The sequence below is a fragment of the Enterobacter sp. MEB024 genome (assembly GCF_030209635.1).
GTDB classification, from domain to species: Bacteria; Pseudomonadota; Gammaproteobacteria; order Enterobacterales; family Enterobacteriaceae; genus Enterobacter; species Enterobacter ludwigii.
The window spans coordinates 97126-104572 of sequence record NZ_JARVRQ010000004.1 but is presented as its reverse complement, the minus strand read 5'-3'; the positions used below and the strand labels follow the sequence as shown (position 1 = coordinate 104572).

The following is a 7447-nucleotide window of genomic DNA, read 5'->3' as shown; positions in this document are numbered from 1 at the left end:
ATTAAAAGAACCCCGTACCGTATGGTGCGGGGTTTTTTGCTTTGGGTTTTTCCCGTCATACAGAGAGAGCATCAGACAGCACACCAATTCAAAATAAACGCGGCGATCTCCTCAACGTTATTCAAATCCAGTACCGGTACCTCCAGATCCAGGGCTACGTCACTGGCGATTGCAATCACATGCTCATCGAGCGTCAGCTCGTGAACATCATGCCCGGCATGGATTCTGAACAGCAGGATCTTTGCCACCGCGTCATGCTTAAACCCCTCAACCAGCACCAGATCCAGAGTAGAGTGATCCATCCGGCTAACCAGATACATGAGATCCAGCGGCGCTTCATCCGGTGTTTCAGTCATCAATGCCCAGCGCTGATCACTCGCCACCATCGTTTGGGCAGCACCCGCCTTACGCAGCTCATAGCTGTCTTTTCCCGGCTTATCGACATCCATATTGTGATGCGTATGCTTAATTAATCCGGGGCGAACACCTTTAGCGCAAAGCGCAGGGATCAGTTTTTTCAGCAGCGTCGTTTTCCCGGTACTACTCCAGGCTGAAATGGCCAAAACAGGTATCATTTTTTCTCCTGCATCATCTGCAAATCTTCTGTGGTATTGACGTTCATAAACGCCGATTTCAGATCGCTAAAATCGACGGGATGGCCTCCTGACTGGCGCATAAAAGCCATCACCCTGCGTTCTCCTGCCGTCAGGTACTCCTGTAACGCCGGAACTAACGAACGGTGGATCAACGCAACAGCAGGGTGGTCACGCTCACCATCATGGGCCCAGACAACGGGTGCGCTACCACGAAGCCGTACCATGCGTTCGACAAGACAAGACGGAATAAACGGGGTATCACACGGACAGAAGATAAACCACTCTCCGTGCGCCTGCTGCATAACCGAAAGCATACCGGCCAGCGGCCCGGGATAATTCTCCTGAGTATCCTCGTAAACGGGATACCCGCTACGCTGATAAACATCTCTATGCCTGTTAGCGCTGATGGCCATTGTCATGACCTGGCCCGCAAGCGTATCAGCGACATGCTGCCAGAGTGGCTTACCGTTAAGGAGCTGAAGACCTTTATCTTTCCCCCCCATTCGGGTTGCCTTGCCACCCGCCAGAACAACGCCGATTATTTGCTGGCCATGATTCATGAATATCGCCTCTTTTATTGTGGGATTGACCCTGCTAACGTGTCACTCTCAATGAAAGGAGCACCACCATGAAATGTAAACGTCTGAATGAAGTCATTGAACTCCTCCAGCCGGCCTGGCAAAAAGAGCCAGAGCTTAATCTGATGCAATTTTTACAGAAACTGGCAAAAGAGTCAGGTTTTGACGGCGAACTGACAGACCTTTCTGACGATATCCTGATCTACCATCTCAAAATGCGCGACTCTGCCAAAGACGCTGTTATTCCTGGTATTCAGAAAGATTATGAGGAAGATTTTAAAACCGCGTTGCTGCGTGCACGTGGCGTAATTAAAGAGTAAAAGCTTGTAAGCGGCGGCACCGAAATCGCCACAAGATGATATCCTGAATCATTCGTATAATTTCCGGATGATCGGATGAACGACCAGGCTTTTACTTTCCAGACATTACACCCGGATACCATTATGGATGCGCTGTTTGAACAGGGTATTCGGGTGGATTCCGGGCTAACCCCCTTAAATAGCTACGAAAACCGCGTCTATCAGTTTCAGGACGAGGATCGTCAGCGCTTCGTCGTAAAGTTCTATCGCCCTCAACGTTGGTCCGCAGAACAAATTCAGGAAGAGCACCAGTTTGCTCACGATCTGCTGGATGATGATGTTCCCGTTGCCGCGCCGCTTAAATTTAATAACCAAACGCTGCTCACCCACGAAGGGTTTTACTACGCCGTATTCCCAAGCCTGGGGGGCCGCCAGTTTGAAGCGGATAATATCGATCAGATGGAGTGGGTTGCCCGATATCTGGGACGCATTCACCAGACGGGACGCAAAGAATACTTTATTGCCCGTCCGACAATCGGTATTCAGGAATACCTGCTTGAACCTCGTCAGGTATTTGAAACCTCGGCGCTAATCCCCAAAGCGCTTAAGGATAATTTCCTCAACGCGACCGATAAACTTATTGATGCGGTGAAAACCTGCTGGCGCGATGATATTTCCGTTCTGCGTCTGCACGGCGATTGTCACGCTGGTAATATTCTCTGGCGTGATGGCCCGCTGTTCGTCGATCTCGATGATGCACGTATGGGGCCAGCGGTTCAGGACCTGTGGATGCTGCTCAATGGCGATAAAGCTGAGCAACGGATGCAGCTTGAAACGATTATTGAGGCCTATGAAGAGTTTAGCCCTTTTAATTCAGACGAAATTGTCCTGATTGAACCTTTACGCGCGATGCGTTTTGTTTATTATCTCGCATGGTTAATCAGGCGTTGGGACGATCCTGCATTTCCCCGTAATTTCCCGTGGCTTACCGGAGAGGATTACTGGCGCAGCCAGATATCCACATTTACTGAGCAGGTTAAGGTTCTTAAGGAGCCCCCTCTGCAATTAACGCCGATGTATTAATTGGACACACCCAGGAGAGAGTTAATTATGAAAAAAATTTGGCTGGCGCTGGCAGGTATGATTCTGGCATTTAGCGCTTCTGCTGCGCAGTTTACCGACGGCAAACAGTATACGACGCTGGAAAAGCCAGTCGCTGGCGAGCCACAGGTTCTGGAGTTCTTCTCGTTCTATTGCCCACATTGCTATCAGTTCGAGCAGGTGCTGCATGTTTCCGATAACGTGAAGAAAAAGCTGCCAGAAGGCACCAAAATGACCAAGTATCACGTTGAGTTCCTGGGTCCATTGGGTAAAGACCTGACTCAGGCGTGGGCGGTAGCTATCGCGCTGGGCGTGGAAGATAAGATCACTGCACCAATGTTTGAAGCAGTCCAGAAAACCCAGACAGTTCAGACGACTGCAGATATCCGTAAAGTCTTCGTGGATGCCGGTGTGAAAGGTGAAGAATACGACGCGGCATGGAACAGCTTTGTGGTGAAATCTCTGGTAGCCCAGCAGGAAAAAGCCGCCGCAGACCTTCAGCTGCAGGGCGTTCCGGCGATGTATGTTAACGGCAAATATCAGCTGAACACGCAGGGCATGGACACCAGCAGCATGGATATCTTCGTACAGCAGTACGCGGATACCGTGAAATATCTGGTCGAGAAGAAGTAAGATCAATAAAGAAAAAAACGCCGGTCACTGACCGGCGTTTTTGTATGAAGATTTAATCTTTTCTATCTGTTCATCTTTCTCATTCCAGAGCGTATTCAGCCAACGCTGGAAAAGACGTTTGAAATTCTTATCGTTAACGTAATCCCCGTGCAACCCGTCATCAACCGGCACCAGCTCGATGCGTACAACGATCCGCGTCAGCTTGCCGCTGAGCATATCGAAGAAGGGTGTCCTGTCGTTTTCCGGATAGCAGAGCGTGACGTTGAGTAATTTATCGAACTGCACGCCCAACACGTTAAGCGCCATCGCAATGCCTGCAGCCTTGGGCGGCAGCAGGTGCTGATAAGGAGAGCGAGTTTGTTGACGCTTCTCTTCCGTAAAGCGCGAGCCTTCCACGAAGTTCACAATGGTTGTCGGATGCGCGCGAAATTTTTCGCAGGAACGGCGCGTGGTTTCCACATCTTTACCACGACGCTCCGGATGACGAAGCAAATAGCTGCGCGAATAGCGTTTCATAAACGGCATATCGAGCGCCCAGCAGGCCAGACCGATAAAAGGCACCCAGGCGAGCTGCTGTTTCAGGAAGTATTTGTTCATCGGGATATGTTTGCGGAAAAGCACGCATAACACCACGATGTCTGCCCAGCTGTGGTGGTTGCAGATAAGCAGGTACCAGTTCTTTTTGTTGAGGCCTTCAAGCCCTTCCACATCCCACTTCAGGTGTGGGTTCAGGTACAACAGGAACGCCAGTCCTTCACACCAGCAGTACATCATGAAATTACAAAATGCGGATACGGCTCGCCATACCACGGGCACGGGCAGCAGCAACTTAATGATGCCGGCAACAATGATCGGCACAGAACAGGCGACAGTCACCAGAATAGTTAAAATGATGCTTAAAGGTAATGTTATTGCTGCGAGCAATCTCGACATGATGAGCTTTTTCAGATGGTTAGCTGTAAGTGAGCGGCCGGCTATCCGGTGCAGGGCGCTGATTTTATCAGAAATCAGACAAAATAAGGGTGCTTTCATGCCAGGCGTTGCGGGATAACGCCCGGGAGCAGAAGATTTCGCTATAACGGCATGCGGCCCTGGGCTTATATCCACATAGACTAAATTGTCATCAATTGGCCATAAAGATCAAATGAAACATAATAACTCTATGATATATAGCATTTATTTATTATGAGGTATGTACTTTTAGCGTCTGTTATTCCTGTGACGTAAAAGTATGCACAAACTTATCCACAGATTTATTTTTGCGAGCGATCCTCACGATCGCAAAATCTTTTCCTGTATCTGGCGCTAATAACTGATGTTTTCATCCTTCTGTGGCATCCTTTACGCATAAATTGATTAAAGGCACGGACATTATGGTTCAGATCCCAGAAAACCCTCTTATTCTCGTCGACGGCTCTTCTTACCTGTATCGGGCGTATCATGCGTTTCCTCCTCTGACCAATAGCGCAGGGGAACCTATCGGCGCAATGTACGGCGTGCTAAACATGCTGCGCAGCCTGATCCTTCAGTACCAGCCAACCCATGCGGCAGTGGTGTTTGATGCGAAAGGTAAAACCTTCCGCGACGAGCTTTTTGAGCATTACAAATCTCACCGTCCGCCAATGCCTGACGATCTGCGTGCGCAGATTGAACCGCTGCACGCGATGGTAAAAGCGATGGGCTTGCCGCTGCTGGCCGTCTCTGGGGTCGAAGCCGATGACGTAATAGGCACGCTGGCACGTGAAGCAGAAAAAATGGGTCGTCCGGTACTGATCAGTACTGGGGATAAAGATATGGCGCAGCTGGTAACGCCAGGTATCACCCTGATTAACACCATGACCAACACCATCCTGGGGCCTGAAGAGGTGGTTACAAAATATGGCGTGCCGCCAGAGCTGATTATCGACTTCCTCGCGCTGATGGGCGACTCCTCGGATAACATCCCTGGTGTACCTGGCGTGGGTGAAAAGACCGCCCAGGCGCTGCTTCAGGGATTGGGCGGGCTGGATACGCTGTACGCGGAGCCGGACAAAATCGCCGGGCTCTCCTTCCGTGGTGCAAAAACCATGGCCGGAAAGCTGGAAGAGAACAAAGAGGTGGCTTATCTCTCCTATAAGCTGGCAACCATTAAAACCGATGTTGAACTGGAACTGGGTTGTGAGCAGCTGGAAGTGCAGCAGCCTTCCGCAGACGAACTGCTAAGCCTGTTTAAGAAATACGAATTCAAGCGCTGGACCACGGACGTGGAAGCCGGTAAATGGCTGCAGGCAAAAGGGGCCAAACCGGCTGCTAAGCCAAAGGAGACGATTGTCGTTGATGCCGAAGAGCTGGCAGAAGAAGAGGCCATCGCGCTCTCTTTCGACAACTACGAAACCCTCCTTGAAGAGTCACAGCTGGTGGCGTGGATTGAGAAGCTCAAAAAAGCGCCGTTCTTTGCCTTCGACACGGAAACCGACAGCCTCGATAACATCTCGGCCAATATGGTCGGCCTGTCATTTGCGACGGAGCCGGGAATGGCGGCCTATGTGCCCGTTGCACATGATTACCTCGATGCGCCTGATCAGATCCCGCGTGAGCGTGTGCTGGAGCTGCTGAAGCCGATTCTGGAAGATGACAAGGCGCTTAAGGTCGGGCAAAACCTCAAATATGATCGCGGCATTCTGCAAAACTATGGCATTGAGCTGCGCGGCATTGCGTTCGATACCATGCTGGAATCTTACATTCTCGACAGCGTGGCGGGTCGTCATGATATGGACTCCTTATCCGACCGTTGGCTCAAGCATAAGACCATTACCTTTGAAGAGATTGCCGGAAAAGGTAAAAACCAGCTCACCTTCAATCAGATTGCCCTGGAAGAAGCGGGTCGCTACGCGGCCGAAGACGCCGATGTCACGCTGCAACTGCACCTGAAGATGTGGCCAAAACTGCAGAAGCACGAAGGTCCGCTGAACGTGTTCCAGCACATTGAGATGCCGCTGGTACCTGTGCTCTCGCGCATTGAGCGCAACGGCGTAAAAATTGATCCGACGGTGCTGCATAACCACTCTGGAGAACTGGCGCAGCGGTTGACCGAGCTTGAGCAGAAGGCGCATGAGCTTGCCGGCGAACCGTTTAACCTTTCGTCTCCGAAACAGCTTCAGACCATCCTGTTTGAAAAACAGGGAATTAAGCCGCTGAAGAAAACCCCTGGCGGCGCGCCATCAACGTCTGAAGAAGTGCTTGAGGAACTGGCGCTGGATTACCCGCTGCCAAAAGTGATTCTCCAGTACCGTGGTCTGGCGAAGCTGAAGTCTACCTATACCGATAAACTTCCGCTGATGATCAATCCTAAAACGGGCCGCGTGCATACCTCGTATCATCAGGCTGTGGCAGCGACCGGTCGTCTCTCCTCGACCGATCCAAACCTGCAGAACATCCCGGTACGCAATGAAGAAGGCCGTCGTATCCGTCAGGCGTTTATCGCGCCAGACGACTACCTGATCGTCTCGGCCGACTACTCGCAAATTGAGCTGCGTATTATGGCGCACCTGTCACGCGACAAGGGGCTGCTGACGGCCTTTGCGGAAGGAAAGGATATCCACCGTGCAACGGCGGCTGAAGTCTTTGGACTGCCGCTGGACAGCGTGACTCATGAGCAACGTCGCAGTGCGAAGGCGATCAACTTTGGTCTGATCTACGGCATGAGCGCCTTTGGCCTTTCGCGCCAGCTCAACATTCCGCGTAAAGAGTCGCAGAAGTATATGGATCTCTACTTCGAGCGTTATCCGGGCGTGCTGGAATATATGGAACGCACCCGTGCGCAGGCGAAGGAGAAAGGCTACGTCGAAACCCTGGATGGCCGTCGCCTCTATCTGCCGGACATCAAATCCAGCAACGCCGCGCGTCGTGCCGGTGCAGAACGTGCTGCCATCAACGCCCCGATGCAGGGGACGGCGGCAGACATTATTAAGCGCGCGATGATTGCGGTTGATGCCTGGCTGGAAAAAGAGAAGCCACGCGTGAAGATGATCATGCAGGTACACGATGAACTGGTATTCGAAGTCCACAAAGATGATCTGGACGCCGTGTCGAAGAAGATCCACGAACTGATGGAAAGCAGCATGACGCTTGACGTGCCGTTGCTGGTGGAAGTGGGCAGCGGTGAAAACTGGGATCAAGCTCACTAAGGGTTCTGCCAATAACGCGCTTTTTATGTAAGTTAGCAACATAACAAAGTGCGTTTTGTGACGATCATTAGAAT

8 protein-coding genes are annotated in these 7447 nt (G+C 51.3%); 5 read left to right on the top strand and 3 right to left on the bottom strand.

All coding sequences use genetic code 11. From position 1 onward, the window contains the following. Positions 1-71: 71 nt before the first annotated feature. Positions 72-575 (bottom strand): molybdopterin-guanine dinucleotide biosynthesis protein MobB, encoded by a 504-nt coding sequence (mobB, locus tag QRN24_RS09565; protein WP_284942659.1) that lies wholly within the window; start codon positions 573-575, stop codon positions 72-74. Beyond that, positions 572-1156: a molybdenum cofactor guanylyltransferase MobA gene (gene mobA, locus QRN24_RS09560; RefSeq protein ID WP_047742347.1), complete on the bottom strand. Its 585-nt coding sequence runs from the start codon at positions 1154-1156 to the stop codon at positions 572-574. Before mobA ends, mobB begins: the two co-directional genes overlap by 4 nt. A gap of 68 nt (positions 1157-1224) precedes the next feature. On the opposite strand from mobA, the gene QRN24_RS09555 reads away from it, so the two are divergent. The 3 genes from QRN24_RS09555 to dsbA all read left to right on the top strand — a co-directional run bounded on the left by QRN24_RS09555 (position 1225) and on the right by dsbA (position 3207). Beyond that, complete coding sequence (locus QRN24_RS09555) at positions 1225-1494, top strand: YihD family protein (protein WP_010436801.1); 270 nt, start codon at positions 1225-1227, stop codon at positions 1492-1494. 75 nt (positions 1495-1569) lie between these two features. Beyond that, the gene (locus QRN24_RS09550; RefSeq protein WP_284942658.1) at positions 1570-2556 is read left to right on the top strand and encodes a serine/threonine protein kinase; all 987 of its coding nucleotides are present in this window, start codon (positions 1570-1572) and stop codon (positions 2554-2556) included. A gap of 27 nt (positions 2557-2583) precedes the next feature. Further along, a complete protein-coding gene (gene dsbA / locus QRN24_RS09545; RefSeq protein ID WP_020883990.1) occupies positions 2584-3207 on the top strand; it encodes a thiol:disulfide interchange protein DsbA in 624 nt (207 codons plus the stop codon). 24 nt (positions 3208-3231) lie between these two features. Here dsbA and yihG read toward each other — a convergent pair whose 3' ends face one another. Then, positions 3232-4083 (bottom strand): 1-acylglycerol-3-phosphate O-acyltransferase, YihG family, encoded by an 852-nt coding sequence (gene yihG / locus QRN24_RS09540; RefSeq protein ID WP_284942660.1) that lies wholly within the window; start codon positions 4081-4083, stop codon positions 3232-3234. Between yihG and QRN24_RS09535 the strand changes: the two genes are divergently transcribed. Both QRN24_RS09535 and polA read left to right on the top strand, forming a co-directional pair. Then, positions 3980-4258 carry a hypothetical protein gene (locus QRN24_RS09535; RefSeq protein ID WP_226864116.1) on the top strand — a complete coding sequence of 93 codons (279 nt, stop codon included), beginning with the start codon at positions 3980-3982 and terminating at the stop codon, positions 4256-4258. The genes yihG and QRN24_RS09535 overlap by 104 nt on opposite strands. A gap of 322 nt (positions 4259-4580) precedes the next feature. Continuing rightward, positions 4581-7373 carry a DNA polymerase I gene (gene polA, locus QRN24_RS09530; RefSeq protein ID WP_284942657.1) on the top strand — a complete coding sequence of 931 codons (2793 nt, stop codon included), beginning with the start codon at positions 4581-4583 and terminating at the stop codon, positions 7371-7373. The last annotated feature ends 74 nt before the right edge of the window (positions 7374-7447 follow it).